The sequence below is a fragment of the Novosphingobium sp. genome, from assembly GCF_037133355.1.
Classification (GTDB): domain Bacteria; phylum Pseudomonadota; class Alphaproteobacteria; order Sphingomonadales; family Sphingomonadaceae; genus Novosphingobium.
In genome coordinates, this window is sequence record NZ_JBAXOI010000002.1 from 335690 (window position 1) to 351913 (window position 16224).

The following is a 16224-nucleotide window of genomic DNA, read 5'->3' on the forward strand; positions in this document are numbered from 1 at the left end:
AATGGCCCAGATTCCAAGGAGCCGAATCCAAGGCGCGGATTAAGCGGCGGGCGGAACGTGGAGCGCCTGGACCGGCGCGCCCGCCGCCACCATGCGTGCGCGCATCACGCCGGCAAGCACCGGATGCGGCAGGGCGGCATAGGCGCGCGGGCTCATTCCCATGAAACGGTGGAACTCGCGCACGAACTGCGCCTGATCGTGATAGTGCGAATCGATGGCGCCGATCCACGTGAGCGAGGGGTCGAGCATGTATTGCGAGAGGCTGCGCATGAAGCGCTGGCGGCGCAGAAGCAGGCTGGGCGGAAAGCCGAAGTGCCGGCGGCAGACGCGCTCGAGCGTGTGGCTTGGCAAACCGGCTTGCTCGGCCATCGCGGCGACGCTGGCGATTTCGGGATCGACCAGCGCCTGGTGCGCGGCGCGGATGCGTGCCTCGTCCGGCACTTCGCGCGCGGAGAGACTTTCGAAATGGCGGGTGATGCGTGCCAGTTCGGCCGCTTCATCGGGCGCGGGTCCGAACAGCGAATCAACCAGCGGGCGAAGCGGCGCGAAGGCGGGCTCCTGCGCCGGGTCGCACAGGCGATCGGCAAAGGCATTGGCCGGCGCGGTGACGAACTTGGCCCAGCCCAGCGGGAGCAGGCCGATCCCCCAGATGCGCGACGTGCCGGTGGTGAAGCGCACGGTTGTGCTTGTGGGGCCGGTGACGATGCCCGCCATGCCGGCCACGGGCGGTTCCTGCCGGAGCTCGGAAGCCGGCAGCACACCGTCGACGATCCGCAGGTTTGCCCATTCGGGATGGAGGTGATCGGTAACCCGGCCCGCCTCGCCCGCCTCGATCTCGGTGATGTAGAATGTCGTGAAATAGGGCCGCATGGCCGCAGGCGGCTGATGAAACCGTACCCTGACGATACAATCGCAGTCCACTCTTGAGCGCGCCATTCAAGTCCCCTGCCCGGAACCTTAGTCTTTAGCGCGGTGCGCGTGAAGTCGCCAAAATGGCAAAAAGGGCACTGGCCTTTTGGCCAGTACCCTTTTGTTTTTTGTCACTTTTCGGGACGATCAGGCTGCAGCTTGCACCAGATTGGAACGCTGCGGCGCTGATTTTCCAATCAGGCGACGGCGGCGGTGAGCGCCTGCTTGGCCTGTGCGATGATCGCCGAGAACACGCCGCCCTCGTTCATCGCGAGATCGGCCATGGCCTTCCGGTCGAGTTCAAGCCCGGCCAGCTTGGTGCCGTGGATGAACTGCGAATAGGTCAAGCCCTCGGCGCGGACGGCAGCGTTGATACGCTGGATCCACAGACCGCGGAATTCCCGCTTCTTGATCTTGCGATCGCGATACGCGTACTGGCCGGCCTTTTCGACGGCCTGACGCGCGACGCGGATGGTGTTCTTGCGGCGGCCCCGATAGCCCTTGGCCTGTTCGAGAATACGCTTGTGCTTGGCGCGGGTGGTAACACCCCGTTTGATGCGGCTCATGGGTCTTCGCTCCTCAGTTCAGCCCGTAGGGCGCCCACTTCTTGATCACCTTCGCATCGGCGTCGGAGATCACGTCCATACCGCGGTTCTGGCGGATGTACTTGGCGTTGTGGCTGATCAGGCGGTGGCGCTTGCCAGCGACACCGTGCTTGACCTTGCCGGAAGCGGTGATTTTGAAGCGCTTCTTCACACCGCTCTTGGTCTTGAGCTTGGGCATTTTCGTCTCCTTGGCTGTGGTGCGTCAAACCCGCCGTGGCAGCCCTGCATGGCCAGGCGAGTCATCGATGTCGCACCCGATGAAGTCGGCGCGCTTAGGGGCACGGCGCGCAAAAGGCAAGGCGAGTCATCGATTCGTCTCTTCCGCTGCTCTCCACTCACATGGTCGGTGTCGGATCGACCATGGGTTCGATCGCCCGACCACAGCCACAGGCATGCACAACAACAGAGGCTCGCCCGGCGTGAAGCTGCTCAGGCCTTCCCGACATCCCCCCGATCGAACGGCGTCGTCTGGTAGGTCTCGTTGATCCAGTTTCCGAACAGGAGGTGACCGTGGCCGCGCCAGGTATTGCGCGGCGCGGCGGCGGGATCATCGCCGGGGAAGTAGTGCACGGGCAGAGTGCGGGCCTCATCGCGGGCATATTCGTTCGCCAGCGTAAGCGTATCGTATTCAAGGTGATTGAGCATATGGACCGCGCAGTGGGCGGGATCATCGACAAGGCACAGCCCGCTTTCAGTGCTTTCGGCAAGAACCGTCAGGCCGCGCCCGGCCGGCAGGTCTTCGCCGCGCACCTCGCTCCAGCGCGATACCGGGACGTCGAAGGCATCGGGCAGCCCGCGCATCAGCGGGTGGGTGGGCGCGCAGTTCAGATGCTCGAACACGCCGGCGGCCTTTTCCGCGAGGGCATGCTTGGGCACGCCGTGAAAGTGCTGGAGCGCGGCCATTGCGCCCCAGCACAATGTGAAGGTGCGGTGGACATTGGTTTGCGACCAGTCGAGGATGCGGCAGAGTTCGTCCCAGTAGGTCACCTCCGCAAAATCGATCTGCTCGACCGGCGCGCCGGTGATGATCAGACCATCGAACGTCTCGCCTCGCACATCCTCCCAGGGACGATAGAACGCGGCGATATGGCTGGCCGATGTGGTCTTGCTGACATGATCCGAGATCCGCACCAGTTCGAGTTCGACCTGAAGCGGCGTGGCGCCGAGCACCCGCGCGATCTGGGTCTCTGTAGAAATCTTGTCGGGCATGAGGTTGAGCAGCGCGATGTGCAGCGGGCGGATATCCTGCCGCGCCGCCTCGGTCTCGCCCATCACGATCACACCCTCGGCCTCCAGCGTGCGGCGGGCGGGGAGATTGTCGGAAATCCGGATCGGCACTGCTCGTCTACCCTTCTGACACTCCGGGAGACGACGCCTGCAGCCTTGTTCCGCTTGGTTGCCGGACCGGCCGCATCCCTCCCTTGCAGGAGGCGCCACCTTGCCCGGAAACCGGCAGGTTGGCGTCGGGGCGTCGTCCCCCAACTCTTGATGCTGGCCCGAGCTTTAGTCATGTCCGGGGCGAAAGGCAACAACCAGCGCCACGGCGCGATCGGCTCTTGCTATTGCAAATGCCTCGCATTAATATTGCTCTCGTATCCAAGGGGATTCGCAACCGATGTATATCTGCATCTGCAATGCCATCCGCGAGACCGACCTGCGCCGCGCCGCCTGCGAACAGCGCGGCGATGCCGAAGCACTCTATGCCCGCCTCGGCTTTGCGCCGCAGTGCCGCCAGTGCCTCGAAGAGGCCGAAGAGATCGTGACCGAAGCGCGCAGCTGCCTCGCCGTCTGACCGGCTTGCAAGCGCCCGCAGCGCTCTCTAGTCTCGGCGCTCAAGCCAAGGAGATGCGCCGTGAAGGGTGATGCCAAGGTCATCGAATTCCTCAACAAAGCCCTGCTCAACGAGCTGACGGCAATCAACCAGTACTGGCTGCACTATCGCATGCTGGCCAACTGGGGCCTCAAGAAACTGGCCGAGTTCGAGCGGCACGAATCGATCGACGAGATGAAGCACGCGGACCGGCTGGCCGATCGCATCCTGTTCCTTGATGGACTGCCCAACTTTCAGGCCATCGGCCGCCTGCGCATCGGCGAGGGCGTGGAAGAAGTGCTCAAGGCCGATCTCGCGCTGGAGCATGACGCGATCCCGCTGCTCAAGGAAGCGATCGCCCATTGCGAATTGGTGCGCGATTTTGTCAGCCGCGACCTTTTCGCCGACATCCTCGCCAACGAGGAGGAGCACGTCGACATTCTCGAAACCCAGTTCGAGATGATCGAGCGGATGGGCCTTGCCAACTACGTCCAGCTCAACAGCGAGGCGCCGCACGACTGACGTCGCTTGCAGGAACGGCTCACTCTGCAAGCACGCGCAGGCCGCGCGCTGCGGCGTGGCGGGCGAAATCACCGCCGGGCACCCGCCTGAGCCCGGTGCAGCTGCGCCGGTTTGGGAGATAAGCGGCAGCGCGCAAAGGGCCTCCAGGCGTGCGCACCAAGAGGTCTGCGCGCCGGTATTCGCCGCGGCCGGGGCGGCGGGGGTCTGAGCCTTCCCAGGCATCGAACGCAGCGATGACCGCGCGCGGTACGGGCCTCAAGCCGCCGTAGACCCAGCCCCAGACGCGGCCGCGCCCGGGCATCAGGACCGGATAGACACCCAGCGGATCGGCCACGAGGAACAGCGCCCCGGGCACCCAGCCGCGCCGCGCGCGTCCGCCAAGGCGGGGCAGCAGGGCGCTTGTTAGGGCGTTGTCGTGGTGGTGGGTCAGCGTACCGTAGAAAAACAGGCGGCGCGGCTGGCGCATCGGCTCAATGCGCGCAGGCCAGCGCCTCGACCACGTCCTCGAGCCGCGCGGGATCGCCAACTGCAATGACATGGCCATCGGACCCGGCGTGCAGCGGCTCACCGTTCCAGTCCGCCATCGTGCCGCCCGCGCCTTCGACCACTGGCACGAGTGCGGCCCAGTCATGCAGCTTGAGCCCGGCTTCGCAGACCACGTCGAGCTGCCCGGTCGCGAGCATGGCGTAGTTGTAGCAATCGCCGCCCATGACCATGCGCTTGTGATCGGTCTGCGCGGCAAGGCCCATGAAGTGGGCGCCGTCGTGATCGTCAAAGTAGTGCGGCCCGGTGGTGGCGAGCGCGGCATCGGCCAGCGCGGCGCAGGCGCGGGTGCGCACTGCCTTGCCGTTGAGCGTGGTCGGCCGCCCGACAGCACCGACCCAGCGCTCGCCCAGAATCGGCTGGTCGATCACGCCGAGCACCGGAAAGCCTTCCACCACCAGTGCGATCAGGGTGCCGAACAAAGGGCGTCCGGCAAGGAAGCCCGTTGTGCCATCGATCGGATCAAGCACCCAGCTGCGCCCGGAAGTGCCCGGACTGGCCCCCATTTCCTCGCCGATCACGGTGTCTTCCGGCACTTCGGCGGCAAGGATGGCGCGCATCACCTCTTCGGCGGCGCGATCGGCGAGGGTTACGGGCGAGGCATCAGCCTTGCGGTCCGCGCTGATCCCGCTGCGGAAATGCGGGCGGATAGCCTCGCCTGCCGCATCGGCGAGGCGCAGGGCAAGGGCGATGTCACGGTCGAGATCCTGATCCTTCATGACCCATGCCATGCCCCCCGCCTGCCCCGCGGGTCAAGTGGCAGCCGCTTGCCGGGGTTCGCATTGCCCGCCCAGGGCCCTTGGCGTGTGGGAGGGTTTATGCCTATCAATAGTGATAATGCGCACAACCCGGGGGCGGTAAGGAGGCTAGACCGGGCGCGGCACGAAATCAGTGGGCAGGTTTTGGGGGTTAGGGGGCAATAGATGCATCGGATCACCAGGCCAGCGATCGACCCGGCGATCGCCTCCGGCGGCGCGGCGACGCGCGACGGGCAGCCGATTTCCTACAGCCGCGCTCCTGCGCCTGACCTCGCTCCGTGGATCGCGCGGCTCTATGTGACCGTGGTCGATGTCCCGGCCGACTACGAGGTTTCCTGCGGGATATTCAGTGATGCCGCGATGCTGCGCATCCAGATGCGCGGCGATTGGACCGCCGAAACCGTGGACGGAAGACGCGAAATGGGCCGCGCCGCGCTCTACTTCGGCCCGCATACGCGGCGCATGCCGATTACCGTCAGGGGCAGCTTCACCAGCGTCGGGCTCTCCTTCCGGGCGGGGGCATGCCATGCGCTCGGCAGGGTCAAGCTCGACACCATGTGCGACCGGCTCGCCCCGCTCGAGACGCTCGGTCTGTGCGGCCAGGAATGGATGGGCCTGTTCCGACCCGACCAGTCGCCCGAAGAGTGGTGCACGGCGATGGAGGACACCATGCGCCTCCTGATCGCTCGCAGCGGCGCGGCCGAGCCCGACCCCGTCGCAACCTCTGTCGAGGCGGCTGCCTTTACCAATCCCGAGATCACCGTTGCGCGACTCGCCCAGCAGTGCGGGACAGAGCAGCGCAAGCTGGAGCGCCTCGTCCGCCGCGATTTCGGCATGCCGCCCAAGCAGGTCCTGCGCCGCGCCCGCGCGCTCGATATGGCGAGCCATTTGCGCGGGGTGGCCGATCACGACGAAGCCGAGGCTCTGGCGCTGCGCTATTACGACCAGAGCCACCTGATCCGCGAATTCACTGCGCTTTTCGGGATGAGCCCGCGCCAGTTCGTCGATTCGCCGCAGCCGCTGATGACGCTTTCGCTGGAGACCCGGCAGGCGCGGCGGCTGGAGATGATCGCGCGAATCGCACCCGGCGATATCAAACCCTGGCAGTAGGGATTTCGTGCCAGGCACCGGGTGCGAGGCCGTCAAGCGCCCATTCGCCGATACGCCAGCGCACCAGACGCAAGGTCGGGAGCCCGGCTGCGGCGGTCATGCGGCGCACCTGGCGGTTGCGGCCTTCGCGGATCGTAAGCTCCAGCCAGCAATCGGGCACGGTTTTGCGGAAGCGCACCGGGGGATCGCGCGGCCACAGCACAGGCGGCTCGATTCGCCGCACTTCGGCGGGAAGCGTCGGCCCGTCCTTCAGCACGAGGCCCCGGCGCAGCGGTTCGAGCGCGCCCTCGCCCGGATCGCCTTCGACTTGCGCGAGGTAGGTCTTGGTCACCTTGTAGCGCGGATCGGCGATGCGCGCCTGAAGGCGGCCGTCATCGGTCAGCAGCAGCAGGCCCTCGCTGTCATGGTCGAGCCGTCCGGCAGGGTAGACATGCGGCCGATCGATGTAATCCGCCAGCGTCGGCCTTGGCGGGCCGTTCGGCTCGGGGCTGAACTGGCAGAGGACGCCGTAGGGCTTGTTGAACAGGATCAGCGCCATGCCCGCATCCATGGGCCGGGACGCCGCACGTGTCAAAGCCGTGGCTGCGGCGCAGCGGGGGCGCTATACTCTATCTGGCGGCGGCACGTAAAAGCAGATGGAGAGACAGGCGATGGAATGCTTGCGCACCGATGACAGCCGCTTCGAGAACCTCCCCGGCTACGCCTTCGCGCCGCACTATCTGGAAGACTTGCCGGGCTATGAGGGCCTGCGCGTGCACTATGTCGACGAGGGCCCGCGCGATGCGGCGGCCACGTTCCTGTGCCTCCACGGCCAACCGAGCTGGTGCTATCTCTACCGCAAGATGATCCCGGTCTTCAGCGCGGCCGGCTACCGGGTTGTCGCGCCCGATCTGCTGGGATTCGGCAGGTCGGACAAGCCGGTGGCCGAGGCGGTCTATACCTTCCACTTCCACCGCGACATGCTGCGTGCGTTCATCGCCGCGCTGGACCTTACGCGGATCACGCTGGTCTGCCAGGACTGGGGCGGCATTCTGGGACTGACGATCCCGCCCGACATGCCGGAGCGGTTCGAGCGGCTGCTGGTGATGAACACCGCCATCCCCACCGGCGAGTCGGCAGGACCGGGGTTCGATGCATGGCGGGCCTACAACCGCAGCCAACCCGATCTCGACATTCCCGGCCTGTTCCGGCGCGCTCAAGTGGGGATCAGCGAGGCTGAGGCGGCGGCCTATGGCGCGCCATTCCCCGATGCCCGCTACAAGGCTGGGGTGCGGCGCTTTCCCGAACTGGTGATGACGAGCCCGGACATGGAAGGCGTCGCCGAAGCAAAGCGCGCTGCAGGATGGTGGCAGCGCGATTGGCGCGGACCCAGCTTCATGGCGGTGGGGATGATGGACCCGGTGCTCGGACCGGACGTGATGGCAGCCCTGCGCGCCACGATCCACGGCTGTCCGCCGCCGCTCGAGATCGCCGACGGCGGGCATTTCGTGCAGGAGCGCGGCGATCTGATTGCCAAGGCGGCGCTGGAGGCGTTCGGAATGTAGCGCATCGCCCCGACCCCCTCCCCCGTCAGGGAGAGGGCCGGAACTTCGGGAAGGTCAGTCGAACAGGCTCGAAACCGAGCTTTCATCGGCGATGCGGCGCACCGCCTCGCCAATCAGCGGGGCGATGGTGAGCACGCGGATGCGGCTGGAATTCTGGGTTGCCTCGGTTGGCAGGATCGTGTCGGTGATGACGAGTTCCTTGAGCGCCGAGCGATCAACCCGCGCCACCGCACCGCCCGAAAGCACGCCGTGGCTGATGTAGGCGGCAACACCCTTGGCGCCGGCATCCATCAGCGCCTGCGCCGCATTGCACAGCGTGCCGCCGGAATCGATGATGTCGTCGATCAGGATGCACATCCGGCCCTTCACGTCGCCGATGATGTTCATCACCTCACTCTGGCCCGGGCGGTCGCGCCGCTTGTCGACGATGGCGAGCGGCGCGTTGTCGAGCCGCTTGGCAAGCGCCCGGGCGCGCACCACACCGCCGACGTCGGGCGAGACGACCATGAGGTCCTGACCGCCATAGCGCGTCTGGATATCGGCGGCCATGACCGGCGCTGCAAACAGGTTGTCGGTCGGGATATCGAAGAAGCCCTGGATCTGCCCGGCGTGGAGATCGACCGCAAGGACGCGGTCGGCACCCGCGGTGGTGATCAGGTTGGCGACAAGCTTGGCCGAGATCGGGGTGCGCGGGCCCGGCTTGCGGTCCTGCCGGGCATAGCCGAAGTAGGGAATGACCGCGGTGATCCGCTTGGCCGATGCGCGGCGCAGCGCATCGATGCAGATCAGCAGTTCCATCAGGTTATCATTGGCGGGATAGCCGGTCGACTGAACGATGAACACGTCCTCGCCGCGCACGTTCTCGTGAATTTCGACGAAGACTTCCTCGTCGGCGAAGCGGCGGACCGAGGCTTCGGTCAGCGGTTGTTCGAGATAGGCGGCAATGGCGCGGGCCAGCGGCAGATTGCCGTTGCCGGACATGATCTTCATGGCGTCCCGAGTCCCTCTTGGGCATGCAATGACCCGGGCCTTAGCCAAAGATGACAGCATTGCAACGATAGGCCGCACGGTTTTGCACCAAGGCCAAGCTTTGCACCATTGGATATCCTTGAATTGGTGCGCACTTGCCGCCTAGGGTCGCATTCATGGCCGACACACTGATCATCACGCTAGCCCAGCTCAACCAGAAGGTCGGCGATCTTGCCGCCAATGCGGCAATGATGCTGGCCGTGCGCGAGCGGGCGGAGGGCAGCGACCTCATCGTCTATCCCGAGATGCAGCTGATCGGCTATCCGCCCGAGGACCTGATCCTGAAGCCTGCGCTGATCGAACGTGCGGCGATCGCGCTGGAAGCGTTGGCGGCCGCGACGGGCGATGGCGGGCCGGCGATGCTGGTGGGTTCGGTTTTCGTGCGCGACGGGGCACTGCACAACGGGGTGGCGCTGCTCGAGGGCGGCAAGGTGGCGGCGGTGCGCTTCAAGGTGGAGCTGCCCAACTACGGCACGTTCGACGAGAAGCGCTATTTCCTTCCGGGACCGCTGCCCGAACCGGTGCCGTTCAAGGGCGCGATGCTGGGCCTGCCGATCTGCGAGGACATCTGGCAGCCCGAAGTGTGCCGCCATCTTGCGGCGCAAGGGGCGGACATCTTCCTGTGCATCAACGGCAGCCCTTACGAGATCGACAAGGACGAGTTGCGCATCGACGGCGTTGCCAAGCGCCGCGCAATCGATACCGGCATTCCGCTTGCCTACCTCAACCGCGTGGGCGGGCAGGACGAGGTGGTGTTCGACGGAGCGAGCTTTGTGGTCGGGCCCGAAGGCGCGCTGTGGGTGCAGATGCCGGACTGGGAAGAGGCGGTGGTCGATACCGTCTGGCAGAAAGTACCCTCGGGTAAAGGGCACCGCTGGCGCTGCCAGCCTGGCGTGATCTCCGAGCTCGCCGAACACCCCGAGGACATCTACTGCGCGATGGTGCTGGCCCTGCGCGATTATGTGAACACCAACCGCTTCCCCGGCGTGGTGCTGGGGCTTTCGGGCGGGATCGATTCGGCGATCTGCGCCGCGATCGCGGTCGATGCGCTGGGTCCGGAGCGCGTGTGGTGCGTGATGATGCCGAGCGCCTATACCAGCGCCGAGAGCCTCGAGGATGCCGAAGCCTGCGCAAGGATGCTGGGCGTGCGGCTCGATACGATCCCGATCATGCCGGCCGTCGATGCCTTCGGAGAGATGCTGGCACCGGTGTTCGAGGGCCGCTCGCCGGACCTGACCGAAGAGAACCTCCAGTCGCGCATTCGCGGCACCACGCTTATGGCGCTTTCGAACAAGTTTGGCCCGATGCTGGTAACGACCGGCAACAAGAGCGAGATGAGCGTCGGCTACGCGACGATCTATGGTGACATGAACGGTGGCTACAACCCGCTGAAGGACGCCTACAAGACAACGGTCTTCGCGATCTCGCGCTGGCGCAACGCGGCGCGGCCCAAGATCGGGCTGGGACCGGAAGGCACAGTGATGCCCGAGCGGATCATCACGAAGCCGCCGAGCGCTGAACTGCGGCCGGACCAGAAGGATTCGGATTCGCTGCCTGATTACGCCGTGCTCGATGCCATCCTGCTCGGGCTGGTGGAGCACGAGAAGAGCGTGGAGCAAGTCGTCGCCGAAGGGTTTGACCGGGCAGTGGTTTCGCGGATCGAGCGCCTGCTCAATGTGGCGGAGTACAAGCGCCGCCAGGCACCGCCGGGGGTGAAGCTGGGCATGCGCAACTTCGGGCGGGATCGGCGCTATCCGATCACGCACGGGTTCCGCACGGGGTAGGTATTCACGCACTCGGGTAGGGCGATTGCATTTTCGCGGGTTTGCGCTAGGCTTTTGTTGCCATGAATTCGAAACCGCCATCGCTGGAGAACGTTCTGGCAGCACTGCCGGCGGTGCAGGCTGCCATCCGCAAGGACGTCGATGCCAAGCGAGCGGCAGGCGAGGTGATCGTGGGGGCCGAAACGCCGGAAGTGGCCCAAAGGATCGAGGCACGGCGGCAGCTGCTCGGCAATGGTGCCCCACGTCAGCCGAGGGCGTCGCGCAAATCGGCTGCGTGACAGGTGCCGGTCGTGACAATGATCGCCGGACCGAATGGTTCCGGCAAGTCGACTTTGATCGAACAGCTTCGGCTCGGCGGGTTTGATCTCGGCGAATATCTGAACGCCGATGATATCGCCAAACACCTGTCCGGCTCAGCGCAAGAAACGGCAGCCGCAGCCCAGCAGGAAGTCCGCGTTAAGCGACATGCGGCGGTGCGTGACAGGCGCGATCATGCCTTCGAAACGGTCCTGTCTCACCCATCACATGTCGAGCATCTCAAGCTGGCAAAGTCGGCTGGCTTCGCAGTCAACGTCTACTTCGTCGCAACAGACGATCCGCTGATCAACATTGGCCGCGTCGCCAGTCGAGTGCGGCATGGTGGCCACGATGTGCCTCGAGATCGGATCGAGGCGCGGTATCATCGAAGCATCGCAAACCTGAAACTCGCGCTTGCGGTGGCCGATCAGGCCGCGGTGTTCGACAACAGCTACTCTGACAAGCCATTGCGACTTCTTGCGATAATGCTTGGGGGCCAGATTACCCAGATTATTGGGGAAGAGGATGCGCCCTTGTGGTGGCAGGAACTCTTGCCACAGATATTGCCCTCGACGCGCTGAGCTTGCCCGTGCCCGACGCGCCGCTATAGGCAGGCGCATGACGGTAACCACCCGCTTCGCCCCCTCGCCCACGGGCACATTGCATGTCGGCAATATCCGGACTGCGCTGCACAACTGGCTGCTTGCGAAGCAAGGCGGCGGGCGGTTTCTGCTGCGGATCGACGATACCGATGTGGCGCGCAGCCGCGAGGAGCATGTCATTGCGATCCGGGCGGACCTTGCCTGGTTGGGTCTGCATCCCGAGCGCGAGGAGCGGCAGTCGGCGCGCTTTGCGATCTACGAAGCGGCGTTTCAGCGGCTGGTGGCGGCAGGGCGGCTCTATCGCTGCTATGAAACGTCGCAGGAGCTCGATCTGAAGCGCAAGGTGCTGCTCGGGCGCGGGCTGCCGCCGATCTATGATCGCAGTGCGCTGGCGCTGAGCGAAGCGGAGCATGCGGTCAAGGCGGCGTCTGGCGAGGCGCCGCACTGGCGCTTTCTGCTCGACCATGATGAGCCGATCGCATGGGTGGACGGCATCCGGGGCCCGCAGCACTTTGATCCGAGGCAGATGTCGGACCCGGTGGTGCGGCGGGCCGATGGATCATGGCTTTACATGCTGCCCTCGGTGATCGACGACATCGAGATGGGCGTGACCGACGTGCTGCGCGGAGAGGACCATGTGTCCAACACCGCAACGCAAGTGCAGATGTTCAGAGCGCTGGGCGCGCCGGTGCCACGCTTCGCGCATGAGGCTTTGCTGACGGGGGCGGAGGGCAAGCTCTCCAAGCGGCTGGGCTCATTGGGCGTTTCGGAGTTGCGCGAAAGCGGGATCGAGCCCGAGGCGCTGATCGCGCTGCTGGCCCGGCTCGGGACGTCCGATCCGGTCGATGCGGCACTGGATGCGCAAGATCTGGCGGCAAGCTTTGACCTTTCCCGCTTTGGCCGGGCGCCGGCGCGGTTCGATGAGGCGGAGCTGGCGCGGGTGAATGCAGCGGTAATCCACCGCCTGCCCTATGCGCGGGTGACAGACCGCTTGCCCGCCGGGATGGGCGATGCGGCATGGGAAGCGATCCGCCCGAACCTGAACACCCTGGCCGAGGCGGCGGAGTGGTGGCGGGTGGTGACAGGGCCGGTCGAGGCCCCGGCGTTCGATGACGAGACGCGGGCGTCTCTGGATCAGGCGGCAGATGTGGCGGCTGGGCTCGATTGGTCGGGCGATCCTTGGGCCGGGCTGACCGGGGCGCTCAAGGACCTGACCGGGCGGAAAGGCAAGGCGCTGTTCTTGCCGCTGCGGCAAGCGCTGACTGGCATGGATCATGGGCCGGATATGAAGGCCCTGCTGCCGTTGATCGGCCGGGATGAGGCGGTGCGGCGGCTGGGGTGAAGATTGCCCCTCCGACCCGCCTTTGACGCCCCCGTGCCTTGCAGAAATGGAGAGGGCTTAAGCGCGGCCGGTTTCGCTGACGAGGTGCGAGGGATCGATGCCTTCGGCGCGCCATGTTGCGGCCCAGCGGGCGCCTACCGGGGTTTCGAACAGGATTTCGCTGCGGCCTTGTGCTGCATACCAGCCGTGGTGGCGCATCTCGGCCTCGAGCTGGCCGGCTCCCCAGCCCGCATAACCCAGTGCGACCAACCATTTTGAGGGGCCGCGCCCTTCTGCGATGGCACGCAGCACGTCCATCGAAGCGGAGAGCGCGCAGAGCGGGCCGACTTCGACCGAACCGGTGCCGCCCCAGTCGGGGCTGTGGAGCACGAAGCCGCGCGAAGGTTCGACGGGGCCGCCATTAAGCACGGGGCCATCGGGCGCTTCGCCGGGATCGATGCCGACATCGGTGAGCAGGCTGTGCAGTGTGACGTCCTCGCGCACGCTGCCAATACCGATGCCGAGCGCGCCGTGCTCGTCGTGCACGCACATTGCGATCACCGCACGGTCAAACCGGGTATCGGCCATGCCGGGCATGGCGAGCAGCAGACGCCCGGCGAGGTACTGCGCCTCGGTCATGCCGCAGCCGCCTTGGCGCGCCGGTCCTCAGCCGCCTCGACCAGGCGCTTCTCGACCGCACGCAGGCGGCTGTCGGCCTCGATCTTCTCGCCGAGGATGTCGGTTGCATAGAACGTATCGACAGCGCGCTCGCCATACGTGGCGATATGCGCCGAATGGACGACCAACCGCGCCTCGAACAGCGCGCGGGCGAGCTGGCTGAGCAATGCGGGCCGATCACGCGCGCCGACCTCGATCACGGTGAAGCGGTTGGAGGCCTTGTTGTCGAAGATGACAATGGGCTGGACCTCGAACGCATCAGCGCGCGGCCGGGCCGAAGGGCGCGCGGCGAGCTGGGGCAGGAGCTTGACCCGGTTGGCCAGCGCATCGGCAATTGCCGTCTTGAGCCGGGCAATCTGCGCGGGTTCATTGAGCGGGCGGCCCAAGGGGTCCTGAACGAGGAAGTTGTCGACCGCGAGGCCATTGCGCGCGGTGTGGATGCGCGCGTCGATGATGTTGCCGCCGGCAAGATGGATGCCGCCCGCGATACGGTAGAACAGGCCCGGGTGGTCCGCCGCAAGCACGGTGACGAGCGTGGCGCCGCGCGCGGGATACCAGTGCGCCTCGACTGTCAGCGGCTCGTCCAGCGAGATGTCCATCTGCTGGAGGTTGAGCGCGATGATATCTTCGGGCTCGGCGATCCAGTAGGCATCACCGAGCTGGCGGCCGACCGTGCCGATCAGCGCGTCGCGTTCCTTGAGCAGCGCGGCGACGGCCTTCTTCTTGGCGGCGATGCGCTCGGCGCGGCCATGCTGCTTGTGGCCGAGGCGGAGCATTTCCTCGGCCGAGATGAAGAGATCACCCAGGAGCTGACGCTTCCACGAATTCCAGATGCCGGGACCAACCGCGCGGATATCAACGATCGTGAGCACAAGCAGGAGGCGCAGGCGTTCCTGACTCTGCACCCGGCCGACGAAATCGGCGATGGTCTTGTAGTCGGCAAGATCTCGCTTGAAGGCGGTGGCGCTCATCAGGAGGTGCCAGCGCACCAGCCAGGCGACAAGCTCGGTCTCGGCAGGGGACATGCCGAGGCGCGGGCATAGCTTCATCGCGACTTCGGCGCCGAGCAGCGAGTGATCGCCGCGCCGTCCCTTGGCGATATCGTGGAGCAGGGTGGCGACATAGAGCACGCGGCGCGAGGCGACCTTGGAGATGACCTCGGTTGCGAGAGGATGCTGCTCGTTCTCCTCGCCCTTCTCGATCCGGGAGAGCAGCCCGATGGCGCGGATGGTATGCTCGTCGACGGTGTAGTGGTGGTACATGTCGAACTGCATCTGCGCGACGACGCGGCCGAAATCGGGCACGAAGCGGCCGAAGATCCCCGCCTCGCTCATCCAGCGCAGCGCCGTCTCGGGATCGTGGCGGCTGGTGAGAAGTTCCATGAACAGGGTGTTGGCGCGCGGATCGCGGCGCACGGCCGCGTCGATCAGCACGGCATCGCGGCGGGCAAGGCGCATGGCCTCGGGGTGGATTTCCAGCCCCTCGCGGTCGGCAACGAGGAATATCTCGACAAGGCGGACCGGATCGGACCGGAAGAAGTCGTCGCCATCGGCACCCAGCTTTTCCGCGACGATCGGATAGGCCCCGATCTTGCGCTTGCGGCGGCCGCGCAGCGCCGCGAAGAAGCCGAGGCGGGTCTTGGCGAACTGCTCGTCGAGCTGGGCAAGGAACATGCCCGTAAGCGAGCCGACCTGCGTTGCCTGGAGGAAGAAATACTGCATGAAACGCTCGACCGCGCTCTTGCCCGGACGGTCGGCGAAGTTCATCCGCAGCGCGACTTCGCGCTGGAGGTCGAAGGTCAGGCGGTCTTCGGCACGGCCGGTGATCGCATGGAGATGGCAGCGCACCGACCAGAAGAAGTTCTCCGCGCGGCGGAACGCGCGGTATTCTGCGGCCGAGAGGAGGCCGGCGCCTACCAGTTCGCTCGGATCGCGCACCTTGTGGATGTATTTGCCGATCCAATAGAGCGTGTGCAGATCGCGCAGCCCGCCTTTGCCTTCCTTGACGTTGGGTTCGACGACATAGCGGCTGTCGCCCAGCTTGCGGTGGCGCTCGTTGCGCTCGGCAAGCTTTTCGGCGACGAACTGGCGCTCGGTACCGTTGACGACTTCGGCCCAGAAGCGCTTGGCGCTATCCTCGTAAAGCGCGCGGTCGCCCCAGACATAGCGGCCTTCGAGCAGCGCGGTGCGGATCGTCAAGTCGCTGCGCGCCTGGCGCACCATCTCGTCGAGCGAGCGACTCGACTGCCCGACCTTGAGGCCGAGGTCCCAGAAGAAATAGAGCATCGCCTCGATCACCTGCTCGCACCAGGCGGTGGGCCGGGTGGGGGTGAGGAAGGCGATGTCGACATCCGAATGCGGCGCCATCTCGCCGCGCCCGTAGCCGCCGACAGCAACGAGAGCGATTCGCTCGCCGGTCGAGCGGTTGCTGGCGCGGTAGACATGGCCGACGACGTGATCGTGGATCACGCGCACAAGCTGGTCGATCAGGAAGGCCTGCCCCTGAGCGCATTCGCTGCCGTGGGACGGGCGCGCGGTGAGGCGGCGGGCGATTTCCTCGCGCCCGCCCGCCAAAGCCTCACGCAGCAGCTCCACGACCGCCGGCCGCGCCTTGTCACCCTCGGCGGCGACACGCTCGGCAATCGCATCGGCAAGGGCGCGGCGATCGATGATGGCGCGCTGGTTGGGAATCCGGGGGCTGATCATACCCCGC

18 protein-coding genes and 1 riboswitch are annotated in these 16224 nt (G+C 65.9%); of the genes, 8 read left to right on the forward strand and 10 right to left on the reverse strand.

Annotated elements, in window-relative coordinates; all coding sequences use genetic code 11:
* Positions 1–39: 39 nt before the first annotated feature.
* The 4 genes from WCL10_RS03805 to metA form a co-directional block, all read right to left on the reverse strand.
* Entirely contained in the window at positions 40–870 is an 831-nt protein-coding gene (locus WCL10_RS03805; protein ID WP_336894292.1) for a helix-turn-helix domain-containing protein, read from the reverse strand.
* 236 nt (positions 871–1106) lie between these two features.
* Positions 1107–1475, reverse strand: a complete 369-nt coding sequence (gene rplT / locus WCL10_RS03810) for a 50S ribosomal protein L20 (protein WP_336894293.1) — start codon at positions 1473–1475, stop codon at positions 1107–1109.
* Between the two features lie 13 nt (positions 1476–1488).
* Entirely contained in the window at positions 1489–1692 is a 204-nt protein-coding gene (rpmI, locus tag WCL10_RS03815; protein ID WP_054122496.1) for a 50S ribosomal protein L35, read from the reverse strand.
* A gap of 251 nt (positions 1693–1943) precedes the next feature.
* Positions 1944–2852: a homoserine O-succinyltransferase gene (gene metA / locus WCL10_RS03820; protein ID WP_336894294.1), complete on the reverse strand. Its 909-nt coding sequence runs from the start codon at positions 2850–2852 to the stop codon at positions 1944–1946.
* A 44-nt stretch (positions 2853–2896) separates the two neighbouring features.
* Positions 2897–3011: riboswitch (SAM-I-IV-variant riboswitch) on the reverse strand.
* 118 nt (positions 3012–3129) lie between these two features.
* Between metA and WCL10_RS03825 the strand changes: the two genes are divergently transcribed.
* A complete protein-coding gene (locus tag WCL10_RS03825; RefSeq protein WP_336894295.1) occupies positions 3130–3306 on the forward strand; it encodes a (2Fe-2S)-binding protein in 177 nt (58 codons plus the stop codon).
* A gap of 60 nt (positions 3307–3366) precedes the next feature.
* The gene (bfr, locus tag WCL10_RS03830) at positions 3367–3846 is read left to right on the forward strand and encodes a bacterioferritin (protein WP_336894296.1); all 480 of its coding nucleotides are present in this window, start codon (positions 3367–3369) and stop codon (positions 3844–3846) included.
* A 19-nt stretch (positions 3847–3865) separates the two neighbouring features.
* Here the strand turns inward: bfr and WCL10_RS03835 are convergent, their stop codons facing one another.
* Complete coding sequence (locus WCL10_RS03835) at positions 3866–4312, reverse strand: gamma-glutamylcyclotransferase family protein (RefSeq protein WP_336894297.1); 447 nt, start codon at positions 4310–4312, stop codon at positions 3866–3868.
* Positions 4313–4316: 4 nt separating this feature from the next.
* Entirely contained in the window at positions 4317–5120 is an 804-nt protein-coding gene (locus WCL10_RS03840) for an inositol monophosphatase family protein (protein ID WP_336894298.1), read from the reverse strand.
* A 192-nt stretch (positions 5121–5312) separates the two neighbouring features.
* Here WCL10_RS03840 and WCL10_RS03845 point away from each other — a divergent pair, with 192 nt between their 5' ends.
* Positions 5313–6257 carry a helix-turn-helix domain-containing protein gene (locus tag WCL10_RS03845; protein WP_336894299.1) on the forward strand — a complete coding sequence of 315 codons (945 nt, stop codon included), beginning with the start codon at positions 5313–5315 and terminating at the stop codon, positions 6255–6257.
* On the opposite strand, the gene WCL10_RS03850 is transcribed toward WCL10_RS03845, so the two are convergent.
* Complete coding sequence (locus WCL10_RS03850) at positions 6241–6795, reverse strand: pseudouridine synthase (protein WP_336894300.1); 555 nt, start codon at positions 6793–6795, stop codon at positions 6241–6243. The genes WCL10_RS03845 and WCL10_RS03850 overlap by 17 nt on opposite strands.
* Positions 6796–6907: 112 nt before the next feature.
* Here WCL10_RS03850 and WCL10_RS03855 point away from each other — a divergent pair, with 112 nt between their 5' ends.
* On the forward strand, positions 6908–7801 hold the full coding sequence (locus WCL10_RS03855; RefSeq protein WP_336894301.1) for a haloalkane dehalogenase: 894 nt from the start codon (positions 6908–6910) through the stop codon (positions 7799–7801).
* A 54-nt stretch (positions 7802–7855) separates the two neighbouring features.
* Here WCL10_RS03855 and WCL10_RS03860 read toward each other — a convergent pair whose 3' ends face one another.
* A complete protein-coding gene (locus tag WCL10_RS03860; RefSeq protein WP_336894302.1) occupies positions 7856–8791 on the reverse strand; it encodes a ribose-phosphate pyrophosphokinase in 936 nt (311 codons plus the stop codon).
* Between the two features lie 155 nt (positions 8792–8946).
* Here WCL10_RS03860 and WCL10_RS03865 point away from each other — a divergent pair, with 155 nt between their 5' ends.
* From WCL10_RS03865 to gltX, 4 genes are all read left to right on the forward strand, one after another.
* Positions 8947–10614, forward strand: coding sequence for an NAD+ synthase (locus WCL10_RS03865; RefSeq protein ID WP_336894303.1), 1668 nt, complete (start codon positions 8947–8949; stop codon positions 10612–10614).
* A gap of 62 nt (positions 10615–10676) precedes the next feature.
* Entirely contained in the window at positions 10677–10892 is a 216-nt protein-coding gene (locus tag WCL10_RS03870; protein ID WP_336894304.1) for a hypothetical protein, read from the forward strand.
* Between the two features lie 18 nt (positions 10893–10910).
* Positions 10911–11492: an AAA family ATPase gene (locus WCL10_RS03875; protein ID WP_336894373.1), complete on the forward strand. Its 582-nt coding sequence runs from the start codon at positions 10911–10913 to the stop codon at positions 11490–11492.
* A 37-nt stretch (positions 11493–11529) separates the two neighbouring features.
* Positions 11530–12855 carry a glutamate--tRNA ligase gene (gene gltX, locus WCL10_RS03880; protein WP_336894305.1) on the forward strand — a complete coding sequence of 442 codons (1326 nt, stop codon included), beginning with the start codon at positions 11530–11532 and terminating at the stop codon, positions 12853–12855.
* Between the two features lie 57 nt (positions 12856–12912).
* Here the strand turns inward: gltX and WCL10_RS03885 are convergent, their stop codons facing one another.
* Together WCL10_RS03885 and WCL10_RS03890 are read right to left on the reverse strand one after the other, a co-directional pair.
* Complete coding sequence (locus tag WCL10_RS03885) at positions 12913–13473, reverse strand: YqgE/AlgH family protein (RefSeq protein ID WP_336894306.1); 561 nt, start codon at positions 13471–13473, stop codon at positions 12913–12915.
* Positions 13470–16217, reverse strand: coding sequence for a [protein-PII] uridylyltransferase (locus WCL10_RS03890; protein WP_336894307.1), 2748 nt, complete (start codon positions 16215–16217; stop codon positions 13470–13472). Before WCL10_RS03890 ends, WCL10_RS03885 begins: the two co-directional genes overlap by 4 nt.
* Positions 16218–16224: the final 7 nt, after the last annotated feature.